The organism is Pseudoclavibacter sp. AY1F1 (assembly GCF_002931075.1).
Lineage (GTDB): Bacteria > Actinomycetota > Actinomycetes > Actinomycetales > Microbacteriaceae > Pseudoclavibacter.
The window spans coordinates 713,591-731,041 of the sequence record NZ_PSTQ01000001.1 but is presented as its reverse complement, the minus strand read 5'-3'; the positions used below and the strand labels follow the sequence as shown (position 1 = coordinate 731,041).

Here is a 17,451-nt window from a genome sequence, read left to right as displayed (position 1 = left end):
GCTCCGGCTCTCCTACCAGCGTCGCAGCCGAGGTACGTTGCGGTCCGCATTCGCCCGCAGCCCACCACGGATGGGTGCGTGCGTCTCGATCGCGCACCCCGCCGACCGCGTCCTCCAGCAGGTGCCGGGCGTGCCCGCACAGCGTGTCGCGAAGGTCTTCCACTCTCTCGCCGACGTGACGCATCAGAATCACATCTTGAGCCCAGCACTCCTGACCCTCGGTTCGCCGGTTGCGCTGAGTGAGCTTGAGGCGTCTCGTCCGCACGCGCTCGGCCGGTACTTCCACGCCCTAGATGTACTGAGTCATGTGGTTGGTGACACTCGGACGGCGGGCGTGAGTCCGTTGTCTGAGTGGAAGCGTCCAGTGTTGCAGCCCTCGTTCCAGACGCAAGAGCATCGTGTCTGGCCGTGGTGCTCACGAATGGTTGGCGATACGCCCATTCGTTCGCGAGGGTACGGATAAAGCGTTCGACTTTCCGTGGTCGGCGAAGTAGGGCGCCGCCCGGGTGAGGAACCCGGCGGCTGTGGCGCCTTGCTCGTCCGGGTAGATCTCCGCGTGGGCCGGCCGGGATTGGTCAGCGACCGCGGCGTACACGCAGCCGAACGCGACTAGCGCCCGGTCGAGGCGTGAGCGGTGGTTCGAGAGCAAACCGCCGTGCGCGCACCAGCCTTCCGCGATTCGCCCGAGTTTCTCCACTTCGATGTGGATCAAGCACCGGGGATCGGAGTGCTCGTAGCGTTTCGTGGTGGATCGATGCGCGCGGATCGAGGCCCCGGTCACCGGGCCCAACGACGCCAGCGGCGCAGCCCCGTGAGGCTTCAGTACGCGCGACCCGGGCCGGGCCCAACCGCAGCCGCTCTCGCGCTACCAGCGCGCGCTTCGACCGGAGTCTTCGAGGGTGATCGGTGTGGGCGGCTCGATTGATCGACCAGACCCAGCAGGCCCTCCGCTCGGAAACCAGCGACCCAGCGATGCGCGCAGTGCCTCGACACCCGAGCTCGCGCGCGACATGAGACGATGGGCGACGGTCGAAGAGGATTCGTTCGACCAGCAACCGCCGACCGTGAACCATGAGACGGGCATTGGCGAAGGACATAGGGCCTCCTGGGGATGGCGGGACCAGGCATCTCCGCTAAGCCAGGAGACCTCGTCACGTGAATAGATCCGACGTGTCACCGACGTCACGGCGGAGTCCACCTGGTCCCTGAGTCGTATCGGGAATCTCAGCAAAGATCGCAGACCGAGTAGCTTTGGGCGCAAACCGTTGCCACCATCGCACAGCGATTGCCTCGATACCTCGCCCTTCTCTACCCGACGAGATGTCGTGGGCCTGGGGTCGTAAAAAGGGTCGGTGAGGGGCGTAGCGGCGGGCTGAAGCAGCGACCCGCAGACTCATCATAGCTTTGTTATATTTGACGGACTCAATTATCATTATTCGTCCGGTTAGATTGAGGCGAATGGCTCTGTGTATAAGACTCTGAGGGTGTCAGGAAGTCCGAAGGTAATCTCGCGTCTAAGTCTTCTCGTGCGAGCGATCGCCTGAGCACGCGCGCGGAGGTGAACCCAACGACTTCTGCGACTCTTTGGTACTCCGCGGCGCTGGGGTCCGCTTCGCGAAGTAGGCCGCGTGCTAGTGAAATTCGTTGCGACCTTAGGAGTTGTCCTGCAGATCTGCCGCCAGACTTCATGATGCGGTGGAGATGCGTCGTCGAAATGTTGAGGTCAGCAGCGAGCTTAGCGATGCTGTAGTTCGGATCGTGTGCTTTCGCTCTGATGAGGCTGCGCGCCTTGCCGACGAGGTCGGGCTGATATTGGGCCGGGGACATGTCAAGCGAACTTTGCACCATTGCCAGTCCGAGATGTTGCATACCTGCCGCCCAACTGGCAGAGGCGGCCGAATCCGCGGTGAAGGTGCTGTTGAGAGCTGCCATGGAAGCGCTCACGATCGTGTCTCGGTAGCCGGGCGCGCCCACAATGGGGCGCACGTCCCATGCCTGCGAAAGCCAAGGCTGCAAGAGAATTTTCGGGACCTCGAAGAAGGCATGGGCTCCGGGACTATCGGTATGCAGCTCGAAAGTGGTCTGCCCGGGATGCACGAGTATGTCCGGAGCTTCGAGCTTGTGCTCCCTGTCGTTCAGCGTGATTCGGCGTGACCCGGTAAGCGGCAGCGTAATGAGTGCGTGTCCATCGTCGACGGGCCGTGGCTGTACTTCCACTGTCATGGGCGTGTGCCAGATTCTCCCCATCGCGAACGTTCCTGTGCACAGGCGTTCGCTAACTACGCGTATCTCCTGGGTCGGATCTGCGTAGGTGGTGTGCCAGCCTTGCGTCTTCATCCAGTTAAGGGCGGCGGTGCCCACCAGATCTCTTCGGTCACGTGTAAGCATCTGTGCCTCATGGTCAGGTCGCGTGTTCGTTGTGGGAGCTGCAGTATCGGTCTACGGTCGCCCCAGACAGACAGGAATGAACCCTGTACCTTCCTCCGAGCGAAGGAAGTATCCTGTTCGCTGGTTCGAGCCAGTCGTGGGGCGTGTAATTGGGTGGGAACTCGCTTTCACCCGAGCGTGATGTATCAAGCTTGCTGTCGGAGAAGCCTTACGAGATGTCACTCTTATCGTGACCTGTTGAGCAGAAATGTGCTGCCGCACTCTTGTACGGAAGCCTGAATCGTTGGAGACTCCGGACGATTGCCTGTCACGCCGGCGAATGAGGAACGGACTGCTGAGCGTCAGATGGCCATGACTTCTCGCATCACGGCTTCAATCGTTCACCTCATCGTGGGCGATGAACCCGTATTCGAGACCGATGTTAATGGCGTCCCTGCGCGACGTAACGCCAAGTTTCTGGTAGATGGTGGAGAGGTGTCTCTTGGCGGTGTTGTAACTGATGAACATCCGGTCGCCGATTTCCTGTGTGCTGTGTCCAGCTGCCGCGAGCGTCAGCGTCTCCTGCTCGCGGCGCGTCAACCGCACCGTCTTGCGCCAGAAGTTTTCCAGGCCAGCAATTTCGAGCCCATCGAAGGTCACGGCGAGAGATTCGCTGGTGTCGGGGGCTTGGACGAACGAGGCTCGCAGAGCGACCAGCGTTTCGTGTGGAACGAGCGCGAATGCGGTTGCGTGCGGTCCTGAGGTTTTGATAAGTCCGAGTGCTCCTCGAAAGGCAACGAGTGCTCTGAGTTGATCTCCGACCTCCCAATAGCCAGCCGCTTCGAGCGCGAATGCTTCGACTCGGTGATACGGGGACACCAATGACTCTCGGTCGACTTGGCTCGCGCATCTCAGCGCGGTCTCGTTCTTACTGGTGTGCAGTGCGTGCCAGCCACGCGCGAGCTCGCGTGCGTTCTGGTGTCGCGTCTTGTTGCGCACCACCGCCCGGTGGGCGTACTTAAGGAAGCGAGCGATGAGCATCGAGGTTGTGACGTCGAGCGTGAACTGGGCTGCAGTCTTCGGCGGGAGAACCCCCGGCTGCATGAGCTGACGGTAGGAATAGTCGTGAGAGGTCTCGTCGTCCATCGGCTCAGTCACCTGCCACTGGCTTTCGAGTACAGACTGGTACTGCCATCCGGAGTTGATGAGCTCAGTAGCCGCGAGTATTTGATCCGGGACGAGTGCCGTGAACCTCCGGGCGATACGGATTCGCGCATGCACGAGGTGTGGCCAGGCAGGTGAATTGCTGAGCGACGGCGCCACGAGGTCGATGGTCTCGAGGGCTTCCTCCGCGACGTTGCGCTCCGTGGCGATGAGTGCAGTGGTCAGGCGAGAGAAGTTGCCCCAGTAATCGACCGCGGACACAGCATGTCCTTCGTCGATGCCGAGCTCGAGGATCTGGGTTGCTCGGTAGACTTCACCGAGCCTCATTGCGGCGTACGCTGAAGTCGCGGTGAGCGCCCGCCTGAGTGTGCTGCTCGAGCCAATCTGCGCCTTGAGCGAGCGGACGCGCCCCAGCTCCGCGGTGTTGAAGGCGAGGGCGAAGTCGCTGTCGAGGAGTGCGCTGTGAGCAACGGATAGGGCAGCAAATGTCGCTTGCTTGTCAGATCGGATGCTTTCGGAGCGCAACGCGGCGAGTAGTCTGTTGCGGCGCTCTTGCAACGCTTCACCTGAATCCGCTCCTGGGCCGAGCAGTGAATCCAGCAGGACGACGGCAGCGAGCTGCGCGCTATTCGAGGTCGGAAGTGGGGCGTGGTGTTGCTCGCGCAAGCTCTGGAGTCGCCGCAACGCGTGAGACGCAGTCACGGCCCCCTCCAGACTCTCGCAAGCAAGCAGCGCCAGCAAGAGCGGGGATCTCCGAACGGCGCTCAGGTCTCGGCTGTATAGGCTCTGCGCCGCCATCGTTGCAGCGGAACTGACGCACAGACTCGGGTCCGCCTCGAGGCGGCTCTCGAGCCAAACGAAATCACCCGCAGCACACCTGAACTCAAAAGCAGCGTCGAAGTCGCCCGCACGCTCGCTGAAATCCGCGAGCACTGTCCATAGCCGGTCGGCGTCTTCGCCCAGAACTGCTTTGGAGACTCCTGTGGCCATCCGGTGCAAGGCGGGGCTTGACAGTCGTCTCCCGGCTGCGTCGTCAATTACAAGTCCCAGACCGACGGCCGCGCTCATAACTTGGTCTGGGCTCCGGTCGGGCAGCAAACTTGTCCGAATGAGCTGCTCGCAAAGATCTGCAGTCAGGATCGGTGCCGCGAGTAGCACGGTCAGTGAGTGGAAGCCGTCGGCGTGGTCCACTTCGAGTGAGGTGGAGAAGGCGTCCACGAGTCGCGAAATCTCGTCACTGTGCCGCCACCATTCGAGAACGAAATCATTGACTGTTTGAAGCTGTCTGGGACTCGCCGCCAGCGCGTCTTGACGACAACAGAAGGCGTCGATGACCCCCCGGTGCCCCAGGGTGGCCCGGAAAAGCTGTTGGCTTCGAACTCTGGACTCGCCCTCAGGCATTCCGATTTCAATCAGCTTCGCGGCAATCTCTCTGGGCGTCAGCGAGTGATCGTTGTGAGGTGTCTCTTCCGGCACTTCAACTCCTCTGCATCGAGATCCGAGGCTGAATCTGACCTCTCCATGAAGTGTGCACGCTCTAGTGAGAGATGCCGAGGTGGTGGAGGTGTAGATGTCGGGTGAGGTTCTGAAGAATCGCTGTGCGAGAGACGAAAACCAGTCAATAGTGATGTTCGGCAGAGAGACCACGTCGAGGGGGATCTCCGAACGCGAGCTACGACACCCACTCTGGCAGTCGGCCCTTGCAGGGCCCCACGCGGGACCTCTTGCCTTCCTAGGCGGCTAGACAACGCTCCGGGAAGGCAAGAGGTGCCCTCTCAGTCTCAACACGATGAGCAACGGCAGGTGATGCCAGCAATCGGATCCACAGAAGGAGAATCCACATGACCGAAGATATTGATCGCGGACTGACGCGCAGAACGATCGTCCAGGGAGCAGCCTGGACTGTCCCCGTTATAGCGCTTACCACAAGTGCACCCCTGTCCGCGGCTTCGGGTTGTGTCGAGACGGTGACACAAACCGTCGCAGTCCAAGGCGACCCCGCTCAGTACAGTTTCACGCCGGCAGGAGGCACTGGATCGTACAAGCTCCTCGTGTCGACGGTTGTTGACAGCGGAACGGAGACGTCCCAGGCAAACGCAAAATACGGCGGCCCGTTTGATTTCAATATGGGAGTCAGCGGTTCCGGGTGGAACGGCGGCTACGCTGATGATGGGAGCCAGGACTTCCCGTTCAGCGGCTTCGGCGAGAACGGCGCGCTGACCCTCAACCAGCGTGTCAAGGGTTCGTCAGCTCCAGCGTCCGGCGCCGTACCGCTTCAGACGCTCACTTTCACGTTCCAGGATCCCTCGGGAGCGACTTTCAACCCGACCAATTTCGAGATCACCGTCTTCGACATCTCTTCTGGCAACGTGTTGAACCCCGCCCCAGGCCTCACTGGGTGGCGTGGGAGTTACCGCGACGCGGTCGGGTTCAGCACGCCGCCAACGTCGATCACGAACGGTGGTTCCGCCCTTCCGGGTGCAGGTAGCGGTACCCTCGCCGATCCCTACCACCGCGCTACTGCGGACGAGGCGACCCCGGGAACGCTGGACTTCGCCGATACCTTCTCCTTCGCTTCGTTCCCGTCGGGTTCGACGATGAACTACACGCAGGTCGGCGGTACCCAGGGGTGGCAGTTCATCTCGATCTCGCAGATCAAGTTCGACGTCACCGTCTGCTAGGTACTGGACGTCCGGGATTTGCCCGCACCTTCGCTGGGTCAACTATGGATCGATTTGCCTCCTATTGCTCCTCGGCGCACGCACAAGGGGGAATCCATCGCTTGAAGCACGATAGCCTCTCCACCCCGTCTATAGAGGGCAATCGAATTCCGAGCGGGGCATAACGCACAACCGGGGGCAACGGCGCAGCAGTGCCTTCTTCGTCCGGGTTGTCGCATGTTGGGGACATGCGAGAACCCGGCTCCCCCTTCTTCCACTATTTCGACGAATGTGGCTGTAAACGTCAATGGATCTTTCGCAATGCGGACCAAGCACGCTTCGTTAGCGTCGCAATTTCCCGAAAAGGCCGCGGACAGCTGTCGGAGGTCCGTTGCGTATATTCATCTTCATGCTGATTCGCTCCCCAAGGTTGGGGCAGTGCGTCGGATTATTAGCCGTCGGCAGGGAACTGGGACTCCTTGTCGACACTCGACCTGACCCGGGCGTCTGCCCCCCGCAGGCACCCGGGTCAGGCCCTCCTCTGCAGGAATCGGAGAATACCAGCAGCACGTCCTCACTGGCGGTTGTTCGTGCTTGGAGATCGAGCGGCGAGGCAGAAACAGCACCGCAGCCCGTCGTACCCGTGTCTTCCTTCGGGCCGCCGGTTGGGTGAACCACGCTGGATCTCGTGGAGTGAGACCACTTGACTCGTTTCGGGTTCCGTTGGGGAACGACCCGAAACGTGAAGGATGACGGAAGTCCGTCGTCATTCAATCCCGGTCCGTCTTGTTTCTGGGGAAAGACGGACCGGGATCCCTTGCTTCGTTTAAACCTTGTCGGCAATATAGTTGTGTATGGGCGGCGTCTTGGAGAGCCCCGTGGAGTGATGAGCCAGAACGTAGGCGCCGGCTTCACGCACGCATGCTGGGGTGCGTAAACCGCACGCACGATTCAGCGTCGAAGCACTGTCACGGACGTCCGCTCCTCGCTGCTGACCGACAACAGGTTCTCGTCGACAGACATCTCACTTGTGACACTGTGCGGGCTGGTTCCCCGCCAGAGACAGTGGAGCGCGCTAGTCATCCTCGACATCTATTCGGCCGACGCACGACTTCCGTCGTCACGTGTGTGCGGGTCTAAGGGTCGAGGCGTGTTCCGCGAATACGCCACGTCTCGAAAACTGGACCGAAGGTTGGCGGAAGATATTCACTCCCGTGGAGCGCCCGCGCTCCACGCGCGCTCTCAGTTCTCACCAACGAAATGATGGCTGAGGACCGATCCTGATGTTACGTGCACTAGGCAGCAATGGGCGACGTCTGTTAGTCCCCCGTGCTCCGGACCCCAGGGGCTCCCGAGTCGGAACTGGAGATCGGTCGGAAGCGCGCAATCCGGAAGAGGTAGCCTTTTCGGGCCCGCGCAGTAGGCCGGAATCGTTCACGCGAAAATACGAGACTGCCAGACAGTCGTTGTTCCAGGGAACACAGTCACGCCGACAATCTACTTCGATGGGCAAAATTCGACGAACAGTGCTGCTGGTGCAGCCAAAGGAAACCGGCCGGGGCATGCCCAGGCCGGCCTCTTCCTTCAGCTAACCCCAGGTGATGACAATCGAGCCAGGGCCTCCACTGCTGGAAGGAGCGACGCTGCCACCATTCCCGGCGACCCCTGGGGTACTGGCAACGATGATGGGGGCGACCGCTACGAAGTTGCTGCCTGCGCCCCCACCACTTCCGCTCGACGAACCACCTATGCCAGGGGTTGTAGCCCAGACGCGCACAGCGCTACCGCCGCCACCGCCTGCGTACCCGCCGCCGCCACCGCCTGAAGAACTACCATTCGGAGCGCCTTGAGCCCCGTAGATCGAGGCACCGGTGCCGCCATTGCCTCCGCCTGCTTGCCCGGTTCCGTTGCCGCCACCGTTGGCCCCGAACGCGCGATTGACGTTTGCGGCATTTCCCGTGCCGATCAGGCCAGCCGCGCCCCCTGAAGCGCCGGTGGCTGACGCCCCACCCAACTGCGTCGCGAAGTTGGAATCGATGGCAGATCGGGAGCTACCCGCAATGGCGGTGCCAGGACTTGCACCGGTTCCACCGTTTCCACCATTCACAGTGACGACGCTTGACTGGCCGTTGCCGTCGAAGGAACCACCACCACCACCACCACCAGCAACGACAAGGAGTGTAGTTCCGAGGAACAGCGCGGTTCCGGCACCACCGGCCCCGCCCGTGGTGGAGTTGGCCGAGGGACCAGTCGGATCCTGTGAGTCGCCCCCGTTCCCGTAGCCTTTTCCGCCAGCAGCGGCCGCGTCCCCCGCCGATGGTCCCGACCGGCCGCCCGTTCCAGCTATGAGATTGAAGATCTGTCCTGGTGTGACGGTGATGGTCGAGGTTACCCGGGCTCCCGCGGCTCCAAAGCCATTGGAGAAGGAAGGCTCGGTCGGGATTCGTCTTCCGTTGCCACCGCCACCGCCCACCATCGTGACCGTGATCTGCGTGACGCACGGAGGGACGATCCAAGTGCTGGAAGCTCCCGCAGTACCGGGGGCGCCCGCCGTCAGGGTGAACTCGCCAGGATCACCGCACGACGCTGCTGCTAATGGCGCGCCCACGGCAGTAACAAGCACGGGGAGTGTCCATGCCGCTCCTTGAACGATCGTCCTACGAGTTGGTTTGTCTTTGTTCCCGAAATTCTGCGTCATGACGGCCTCCTGGTTGTGAACTATTCATTCGTGAAACTGTCAGGTAGAGAGCAAATGGCCAAGCAAAGGGTACTTTTCGGTTCGACATCGGGAACAATCCGTTGGGGTGCCGCCTGGGGGGACACGTCCAGGCAGTATCCGTGCTGGTGGATGCGGTTTCTCCTTGGCTATTCGCTGATCCGCACTCCCTCGTATATGCTTTCCGGAGGGTGGGGGCGCCTTGTGATCGCTGGCAACGTGCACTGTTTGCCCTTTCCCCCGCAGTGCGAAAAACGCGCGAAAGCTCGACCATAGCGGCCTGTGGCCAATTGAATTCGTCGAGTTCGCGCGTTGAACACTGCGCGAGCTCGGCGCAGAGATTACGGATCAGGGGCTCGTCGGTCGTGTCCTCGTGCAGGACCTCCTGATGTTGCCAGCTCTTGAGTCCCTTCGGGCTTTGGTCGGCTTCGGGCAACAGGCACGTGGGACAGTCGTCGCTCCGTTCATCTAAGAGGAACCATTCGACTTTGGTATCGATCGCGCGGCGTTGTGTGTCCAGAGATGTTGAGACTCAAGAGATTTGCAATCGAACGTCTGCAGCTCGCGGAGTCCTGGCCATCCGCCGCGCTTAGTACCGACACGAGGCCAGTCCGTTCGGTGATGGACGATGCATACTTGAAGAAATGGATTGCCCGCCAATCCTGGTCAGTACTGGGAGGTGCGGAACGTCACCGATGGCACGAAGCGTGCGTTTTGTTTGGTTGGCGTGGATCGATGGATGAAGTCAGGCGATCTGGGATTCTCCCCAGGTCGTGAACAGTTAGTTGGGCAGCGAGCGTGAGCTGCTTGTGGTCGTGGCCTGTGGCGGCGAGGCCTCGTTCGTAATCGACAGGGCTCGCGTAGTTGAGCGCTGAGTGGCGTGGTGGGTGGTTGTTGGAACGTCGCGATCCTGGCGGCGACGGCGAGCTTCGCTTCGGCTCGAGTGGGCCACGAACGGCGGTCGTAGAACTCGGTCTTGAGGGTTGACCGAAACGACTCTGCCGTCACGTTGTCCCACCAAATCCTGGTCTGGCCCGCCCGCGGAGCGGCGCAGCCCGAGCTGCTCGCAGGCGTCGTGGGCTGAGTCGGATGTGTTGGTGATGTCCGAGATCCAAACCGGGTTGAGCGCTCCCTGGTCCCAGCGGCCCTCGACAAGGTCCGGGATGGCGTGCGTGAGAATACCCGGAATCGTGCTCACGAGGCGGAACGTGCGCGACGTGCTAGAGCCCGTGCAGGGGCATTGATATCGCGACCACTCTCACGTCGGCTGAACGCCGTGAGCGGCGAGTTCCGCGGACTCACGGCGGCCCATACAGGCCTCCTGAGGAGTGGTGCGTGTCCTGACCAAGGCAATCCAGGGCTGCTTGTTGCTGCGCTGCGGGCGCTGCCGGGCGGGACCGCCAGGCGCAACACTGCGTTCTCCAAACGTTCAAGAGCCGGGCCATTTGACCGATTCCGTCGTTTGCCTTCACCGCGTCAGTAAGCTCGAACCGTTCCTGCGTGGTGGCTTCGACGCGAAGTAGGCTGCTGCATCTCCCAAGAATTCGATTTCCATGCGCCGCCGACGCCCAGCTTGGCAGCCATATGCGCGACCGGACGACCCGTCGCGGTCACCAACCTCGCGGCATCGATCCGGCACTCCGGCGTGTACTTTTTCCTGGAACTCTTCAGGACACCCAGTCCAGCGGGCCTCACTGCCTGCTTCAATCGCTGTGCACGACCGGAGGTTAACTCCACCTTCGTCAGGCGGCAAATACGAGTGGCTTGTAGATAGCGCTTCTCGGAACATGGCGTGAAGGACGCGGAAGTGACGTCGTGCGAGAGCGATGAAGGCTGAGTTGGTGCGTGTCTCGTGCGCTGATCTGGTCCTCGTGCGCCCGAAGTCAGGTCTCTCACTGCTGCGAATGTCGAAGGGGATAGGGACTCTTCAGGATCTTGGTGTCGCACCGCGAGGCGTGCTCGCCCGTGGATCGTGGCTCCAGATCGCCTCGCTGAGGCAGCGAGCCCGGTGTATGAACGAGATACCGACGAGGTGCGAACAATGTCCCAGCAACTTCGGCGAGGAGCGCCCCTCCGGAAAGGGGCGCTCCAAAGTTTCGAATGAAATCGATCAACGTTTCGCCTACGACGCGGTCGGTTTCAACGCTGCGTGGGCATGACCTACCAGCTCATCGAGAAACGTCCGCTGCCGCCGGTCGAGCCCCCGCCGTTCCCGGCGCTTACAGTCGTAGAAGCGACTGTGATGCTCGCCCCGCCGCCCACGTAGTTCGAACCTGCACCGCCCCCAGCGCCTGCGCCGTTCGGCGCCGACACCATTCGGGCCCCTCCACCGCCACCGCCGGCGTAGCCACCGCCACCGCCACCGCCATTGACGCCGCTGTTCGGGATCGATCCGCCGGCGCCACCCGTTCCACCGGGCGCTGCGGTGCCCGCAGCACCTGCACTGTAATTCGCACCCTGAACGCCACCGCCTGGACCAGCTGCTGCTCCATTCGCCGCGAACCCACCTTGCGTGGTCGTGGTACCCGTCGTACCTCCGCCGCCATTCTGCGGCGTCGGGCCAGCGGACCCGCCGATCCCAGATGTAACAGGGTTGACGGTGCCATTCGACTGCGCGTTTGCGCCGCCACCGCCACCTCCGGCAACGACAATGGCTGTGGTGCCGAGCAAGATCGCGCTGCCGCCACCGCCGTCGCCACCATCCCGTGCAGTTCCTCTGAATCCTCCAGTGCCGCCAGCCCCGTAACCGGTGCTTGTAAACGCCGTCGTGGTTCCGCGAGGTTGACCGCCTCCTCCTACGTACACAGTGAATGTGCGCGCCGTGGTTGAGAAGGGAAGTGACAGCGTGCCCGCGATGCGGGCACCAGAACCACCCGCGGTCCCGGACCCTCCGCCGGCACCTCCGTCGATCGAGAACGTAATGGTCGTTGCGCATCCGGGCACGATCACCGTGTAAGTCCCGCGTGCGGTCTGTGTCGCAGATCCAGGGGTACTGCACGGGCTAGCGGCGGCTCCGGGCACAGCAGCGGCAGCGGCGAGGACGGGGATGCTCCAAGCGGCCCCCTGCACGAGTGACCTTCGGTTGACTTTGGAGTCGGGGGTGCTGTCGTTCACGGGGCTTCTTTCGTCTACGCGGTTGTCGGGGGCATGAGTGTGTCGGGAATCAGGCACCACGGGAAGTTTCCAAGCTTGCGGTATCGGATTCAGCATGATCGTCGGCAGTCCGCCGCGACTGGACAGGAGAGATTCTGGTACCTTCGTGAGACAAATTAGTGAATCTGTGCTGTAGTTCGTGAAGTCGGACACCCACCGATCGCCGTCCAAGTTTCACCGCCCACGCAAAGTTGCCACCTGACGCACATGCCACTCTGCGGATCCCCCGAACGCGAATCTGGGAGTCCTTTCGACTCGACGGAAAGAGCACCTTTGCACCCTCGCGACCGAATTGACATGAACGGAACTGCTGCCGTCGACTGGATGCGCGAACAGGGCTGGCATGTCACGCACGTCGACCAATCGGTATTGATCCGGGTGGTCTGCGAGCGCATCACAACTCCCTCCCTTGTCCTAGGGCGTGTGTGGAGCACCCCCATGAGCCTCCAGATTGTTCCGATCCGGACCGAGCAAGAGCTCTCGTACGTCTCTCTGCCCCTTACGGGCAAACGCTCCCTCTCCATCGAGGGCACCACTCACGCCTTGGAAGCGCCAAGCTTGTTTGTGCATCCTGTAGCTACTCCGTTTGAGCTTCACGCCGCTGACTCTGGGGCTCTCTTGTTCTTGGGACTACCCAGTTCACGTGTCGACCCCTGGCTGCCACAAGGCACCCAAGCCCGCCCGCTCTCAGGGGCCGCCGTGTACCGGGAAACTCTCCTGAGTGCTGTCATGGCGGTCCTCAGTGCTGATGCTCCTCTTGAATCTCCAGGATTCGGGCTTGCAGCCTCGGGCTTACAACAGCTCGCGCTAGCCGTTCTGCAATCGGCAGTCAGCCAAGCTTCCGGAAAACAACCGCCAGCAGGCGCAGCCGCTGCGATCGAGCGCATCAAGCGCAAGGCGCACGATCGGGCCTACAGCGTGGCTCGTCTGGCCCATGACCTCGACGTCTCAACCGCACATCTCCACCGACTGTTCAAACCGTCAGGCTCGACCCCCGGACGGCTTCTGCGGTCGGAACGATTGCACATCGCTCAGGAGCTTCTCATCGGAGGACACGCGAACACACTTGAGCTCGAGCTCATCGCGGACCAATCGGGTTTCTCATCCGCCCGATCCCTTCAGCGCGCACTCTCAGCACAGGCCCTGGAGTCGCTCACACCGCCTCCGGGACTTTGATCCGATGGCGGCGCCCACATAAAGAGACCTTGCCAGCTGCTCTTCCTGCGAGCTCTGTCACGACCGCCAGGCTCGCCCATCCATCGAGTCCGCGGAGCACCAGCCCCACACCGAGCTCGAGTTCCTCGACACCTGCGTCGCAGAAGCCGTCGGCGCTGGTGCAACCGCTCGTCCCGGTCAAGCGCAACTTGCGGCCGCGATCACCGCTGCCCTCGCAATCCGTGCCCACACGATCGGGAAGGCGCCGACTCGTGTCGGCAACGCAATGCCGGGCCTCGGCATCCCCGTCTACCGCCGGCCACGTTTGGGGAGCGCTCGGTCGTCTCGACACGCTTCGACTGAGCCAGCGCCGCCGCACACAGTGCGAGCAAAGAAACCCGAGGAACCTCACCATGACCATGTCTGCAGACACGATCGTCCGCCGCGAGTAGAGCCGCGGCAACGGCACCACCGGTGGCGAGTTCAGTTTCCGACGTCGGAGATCTCGTGGACGAAGCGCACGTCTGCGGCAAGCACGCTCCACTCCAGCAACGTCCGGCACAGCCGACCGTACCTCTGCGCACCTGTGTCCTGGCGTGCCGAGGTCGCAGAGCACGATCTGGAAGGTGCCGGGACGCTCGCTCCCCTTGAACCGGACGCTGTTGGCTTTCGCCTTCGCGATCGAGTCTGCCGCTGCGGCGGTCTTACCCGCTCCCCCGCGGATGCCGACGACTGCCGAGTCGAGTGCGGCATTGCGGGCCTGCTTGTAGATCGCACGCATGTCGTCGTCGCGACGGCCAGTGCCCTTGCCGATACCGCCGGCGCGGTCGACGAATACGGTGTCGGTGTCGACTATCTCGTCGCTGGGTTCCGAGACGTGCGCGTGCTGGACCTTCTCGGGGAGCTCGAGCTCGAGCTGCTTGAAAGAGATGAGGTCCGCGACGCTGGACAGCATGCTGCACACGCCCGAGAGGTTGTTCGTGCCCACGGGCTGGTTCGGCAGGCGGAGCCTGGACCATTCCGGGGAGATTTCGATGTCGGTATCGCTGCCACAGCCACAGCCACATCTCGCGAGGGAGGTCGGACGCTCGCTTGGAGCAGCCCAAGCTCACACTGAAGCCCTTTCGAACGGTTGGCAGCCTGGCTCGGCGATACATGTGCGCCTCGTCGATGAAGTAGTTATCGACGCCAACGTGCTCGATGGTGAGCTGGTCCGCGTCGGCCACCTGGTCGTGGAGTTGCGTGGGTTCGAGTCCCGCATCACCCACCGCGGTGAACCCCGGTTTGGGAGACATCGAGTCTCGCTCACCGGGGTTTTCGTCTGTGCGGGAACGTCGAAGCCTCGCTAGGTTCCCGTTCGAGAGCCGACGAGTGCGAGTCTCGTTCTGAGAGATCTGCGACCGGAGGGGCGGGCAACCTCGGCCCATGCGGCCGTTCTCTTCGCAGCGCCGGAGTTCGATGTCGGCCAGCCGACGTCAGAGGTTGACCGCGAGGACCGTGAGCACGGTGACGACGATCACCACGGCGATACCCGAGCCGCAGCCGATGGCGGCGATGGCGCCGTAGCCGAGGCGTGAGACGCGTGCGCCGGACTGGCGTGCAGCGTCGAGGAACTGTGGTCCGCCGCCCGCGCTCCACGCGGAGGCCGCCGAGATCTGGTTCCGCAGTGCGCCGACGTCCGCTGCGGCACCGGCCACAGGACGATCGAGGACCGCTGCGACCGTGCCTGCAGTGGTGTACCCAAGCGCGCGGTTCACGGCACCCGGGTCGGCGAGCAGCGGGTGCTTCACTCCCCCGACGGCGAGGTGGATGCTCTGCGCCCTCGACGTCACCGTGACCTCGGACGCAGGTGCGCGGAAGACGACGACCCAGCCCTCGGGAGCGAGTGCCCACAGGGTCATCCAGCTGTCAGCGATCTCGGCGTTTGCGGGCACGTAGCTGCCGCCGATTCCGAGTGCACCCGAGAAGGTGGCGTGAGGAAGATGATTGGGGTAGGTCACGATCTCATGCTAGGCGGCAGCGTGCTCGAGCGTCGTCTGGCCTGTGGCACGCGTGGAAGGCGGCGTGACGCGTGCGTTCGACGGCGCCACTGCGGCACCGCGGCGTTCGGCGTTCGGACAGACCTACACTCGCTTGCAGGGCCGACGACGAGGAGTGCAATGGCAAACGCGGGATGGGACCGGGATCGAGCAGCGGCGCGAGCTGCGGCTACGCCGCCGCACGTGTTGACGAACATCGCCACGCGCCGTCCTGATCTGCGTCCGTACATCGCCGCGAACCCGAGCGCCACACCCGAGCTGATCCGTTGGATGAACGGTGTCAGTCGGTCAGTCAATCCGCAACCGCAAAGCAACATTCAGCAGCCGCAGCCGCAGCCGCGTGGTCTTCGGCCGCCGCAGACACGTCCAGGCCTCGGGCCTCCCTCGCCGCCTCCCCCGCCGCTCCAAGGGCCGGCCGCGGGTCCTACCAACCTCGGCCGAAGCCAGCATCCACTGCGGCCGAGGCTGACCGCAGCCCCCTACGCCCCCGGCCGAGGCCGAGGCCCATTCCCGCCGCGCGGGAACGGGAAAGCGGGGTACTGGTTCGCGGGCTGCGGCTGCCTTGTCGTCATAGCGTTCATGGGTCTGTTCGCCTTCGCCAGCCTCGGTGCGATTCTGGGCCTTGGCGACGAGTCCACGACCCCCTACCCTTCCGTCGAGACTGCCCCCGTCGACACCGGCGCTGCGGACCTCACCGAGCACATCGCACTTTACGAGCAGGAGCGGACAAAGATCGATGAGCTTTCAAGCGCGCTCGAAGGCAACCCGGTCAAGCCGCTCGTGGCCCTGTTCGACTGGATGGAGGACCAGGACGCCAAGATGGCGGACCCGAACCTCACCGTCTACTCGGCGGAGAGCATCGCCGCACAGGCGAGCACCTTCCGCGGGGACCTCGAGCAGAGCATCATCGACGCGGAGACGCGCCGCACGAACGCGAGCGGATCCGTGAGCGAGAGCATCGTCGACGCCGCCGGGAACGGGTTCATCGACGTCCAATACGACGCGGCGACAGCCTGCGGCACCCACGAGAACGCGGACCAGGGCTACCAGACCGTGGGATGCGTCAAGGGCGGCAGCCCACTGATCGTGCACCTCCTCCCCGATGGCGAGCGCACCGAGTGGCACAGCACGATCACCACCGTCCATGAACTCGCGCACGTGTACCAACGCGCAGACGACGTCAGGTACCCGGACGACGACGGCGGTTACCGATCTCTCCTCGCGCAAGGCCTGTTCCAGGGAAGCGAAGAGGTCATGGCAGACTGCTACGCCCTGACGTACTTAAACGAATGGACGCTGAGCGACGGTGTCCAGGAGAGCGGCTACGGGTACATCTGCGGCGACAGCGAGCGACAGGCGATCCGTGACTGGGCGGCCGGGATGAACGCACCGATCGGGTGACCCGGGGAGCGAGCTTTCTGGCGTCCGCGCCGCCACCGTTTCCGTAGGTTGGGGTCATGGGGTTCCAGCCGCTTCGCTCGAGGTCCCGTGACCTGTCGGTCTGATTCGCGAGCAGGCCGGAGCTGGAGGTCGCCAGCACCAGGATTCGGAAGCCGGTCCCGTGGGAAGAGCATTCAGGGGAGGTCCTGCCACCCTGAGCCCTCGCACGGGCGAGCGTAGCGAGGCTTCCTGTCCGGGTCTGGCCCGGTTTCGGGCACATCGTGCAGCTCTTGACTCGCGACCGACGCTCGCTGGACGTCGGGTTCCTGCAGTTCGGCTTCGAGCGGTCCGAGATCCAGGAGTATGTGCGGTCGGTGGAACCGGCTGACGCCGAGCTGCAGTTCGCGACGACGCGAGAGGCATCAGCCGCGCCTTGGCTGCGGAACGGGCAAGCGCGCATAGAGCCTGGAGTTCCCACGACGTGGCGTGACGTCGCCAGCGCGCTCGCCGCGACGCTCGAACAGCTGAGCCATCGCGTCCTCGTCATCGTGTCGGCATCCACCGACACGTGGAGGTACGTGCAGTTCGCTGGAGGTCCTGCTGTGCTGGAAGCACTGGCACCCGTGCGTGACGTCGTCGCAGAAGCCGACGAGCGCGCACTCCGGGACGTGGACTGGACGCGGCAGACCCGGATCAGCCGAACTGGTCCTGCACCACTCGCAAGCGAGACCAGCGTCCCGTCTTGCACGCGCTTGCCGAGATGTCCATCGCGGCGCTGCGCGACAGCTACAGCGTCCAGATCCCGCGCGCGCTCACC

At 63.2% G+C, this 17,451-nt stretch carries 7 protein-coding genes and 2 pseudogenes; 4 read left to right on the top strand and 5 right to left on the bottom strand.

Annotated features, from left to right (window positions below):
• Nucleotides 1-303 precede the first annotated feature (303 nt).
• From C5B85_RS03355 to C5B85_RS03345, 3 genes and pseudogenes are all read right to left on the bottom strand, one after another.
• Nucleotides 304-1,097 (bottom strand): annotated as a pseudogene (locus C5B85_RS03355) (leucine zipper domain-containing protein).
• Nucleotides 1,098-1,422: 325 nt separating this feature from the next.
• Nucleotides 1,423-2,361 carry an AraC family transcriptional regulator gene (locus tag C5B85_RS03350; RefSeq protein ID WP_181064253.1) on the bottom strand — a complete coding sequence of 313 codons (939 nt, stop codon included), beginning with the start codon at nt 2,359-2,361 and terminating at the stop codon, nt 1,423-1,425.
• Nucleotides 2,362-2,760: 399 nt separating this feature from the next.
• Nucleotides 2,761-5,007: a helix-turn-helix transcriptional regulator gene (locus C5B85_RS03345; protein WP_104284611.1), complete on the bottom strand. Its 2,247-nt coding sequence runs from the start codon at nt 5,005-5,007 to the stop codon at nt 2,761-2,763.
• Between the two features lie 575 nt (nt 5,008-5,582).
• Between C5B85_RS03345 and C5B85_RS03340 the strand changes: the two genes are divergently transcribed.
• Both C5B85_RS03340 and C5B85_RS19750 read left to right on the top strand, forming a co-directional pair.
• Nucleotides 5,583-6,212 carry a hypothetical protein gene (locus tag C5B85_RS03340; protein ID WP_146077829.1) on the top strand — a complete coding sequence of 210 codons (630 nt, stop codon included), beginning with the start codon at nt 5,583-5,585 and terminating at the stop codon, nt 6,210-6,212.
• Between the two features lie 6,055 nt (nt 6,213-12,267).
• Nucleotides 12,268-13,236 (top strand): AraC family transcriptional regulator, encoded by a 969-nt coding sequence (locus C5B85_RS19750; protein ID WP_104284609.1) that lies wholly within the window; start codon nt 12,268-12,270, stop codon nt 13,234-13,236.
• Here the strand turns inward: C5B85_RS19750 and C5B85_RS03330 are convergent.
• Nucleotides 13,214-14,179: a hypothetical protein gene (locus tag C5B85_RS03330; protein WP_146077828.1), complete on the bottom strand. Its 966-nt coding sequence runs from the start codon at nt 14,177-14,179 to the stop codon at nt 13,214-13,216. The two genes, C5B85_RS19750 and C5B85_RS03330, sit on opposite strands and share 23 nt — an antisense overlap.
• Nucleotides 14,180-14,690: 511 nt before the next feature.
• Nucleotides 14,691-15,215, bottom strand: coding sequence for a hypothetical protein (locus C5B85_RS19090; RefSeq protein ID WP_181064251.1), 525 nt, complete (start codon nt 15,213-15,215; stop codon nt 14,691-14,693).
• Between the two features lie 618 nt (nt 15,216-15,833).
• Here C5B85_RS19090 and C5B85_RS03320 point away from each other — a divergent pair.
• Nucleotides 15,834-16,655, top strand: coding sequence for a hypothetical protein (locus C5B85_RS03320; protein ID WP_104284606.1), 822 nt, complete (start codon nt 15,834-15,836; stop codon nt 16,653-16,655).
• A 260-nt stretch (nt 16,656-16,915) separates the two neighbouring features.
• Nucleotides 16,916-17,323 (top strand): annotated as a pseudogene (locus C5B85_RS19745) (hypothetical protein); the annotation flags it as partial.
• Between the last annotated feature and the right edge of the window lie 128 nt (nt 17,324-17,451).

Bases quoted from the DNA above. Each gene is read 5' to 3' on its own strand.
- C5B85_RS03320 (WP_104284606.1), top strand. From the start codon at position 15,834: ATGGGTCTGTTCGCCTTCGCCAGCCTCGGTGCGATTCTGGGCCTTGGC.
- C5B85_RS19750 (WP_104284609.1), top strand. From the start codon at position 12,268: ATGCCACTCTGCGGATCCCCCGAACGCGAATCTGGGAGTCCTTTCGAC.